The 298-nt window shown below is 62.1% G+C and carries 1 protein-coding gene; it reads left to right on the top strand.

What is annotated here, in order from left to right:
* The coding region (locus tag PQR62_RS25610) for a hypothetical protein (RefSeq protein ID WP_408160900.1) at window positions 1–298 on the top strand (298 nt) is incomplete at both ends.

The raw sequence follows: 298 nt of genomic DNA, 5'->3' as shown, positions 1-298 counted from the left end.
TGTGGGTACCGGCGGCACTGGCAGTCTGGCCAATGGCGATACCTACACCAACATCCAGGACGTGACCGGCGGCAGCGGCAACGATCTCTTCTACGCCAGCGCGGCGCACAATAATTTCTTTGGCGGCGCGGGTGTCGATACGGTCAGCTACGAGCGTTCGAGTGACGGGGTCGGGGTGACGGTAGATCTGGTCGCCAAGACCGGCACCGGCGGCTTTGCCGACGGCGATACGTACGACAGCATTGAAAACGCCATCGGCACCGCCAACAACGACACCTTCATCGCGAGTCTGGATGCG

The organism is Herbaspirillum lusitanum (genome assembly GCF_046025995.1).
GTDB lineage: Bacteria > Pseudomonadota > Gammaproteobacteria > Burkholderiales > Burkholderiaceae_D > Herbaspirillum > Herbaspirillum lusitanum_A.
Note: the sequence above shows the minus strand (reverse complement) of the source record. Positions and strands in the feature narration are given on the sequence as shown.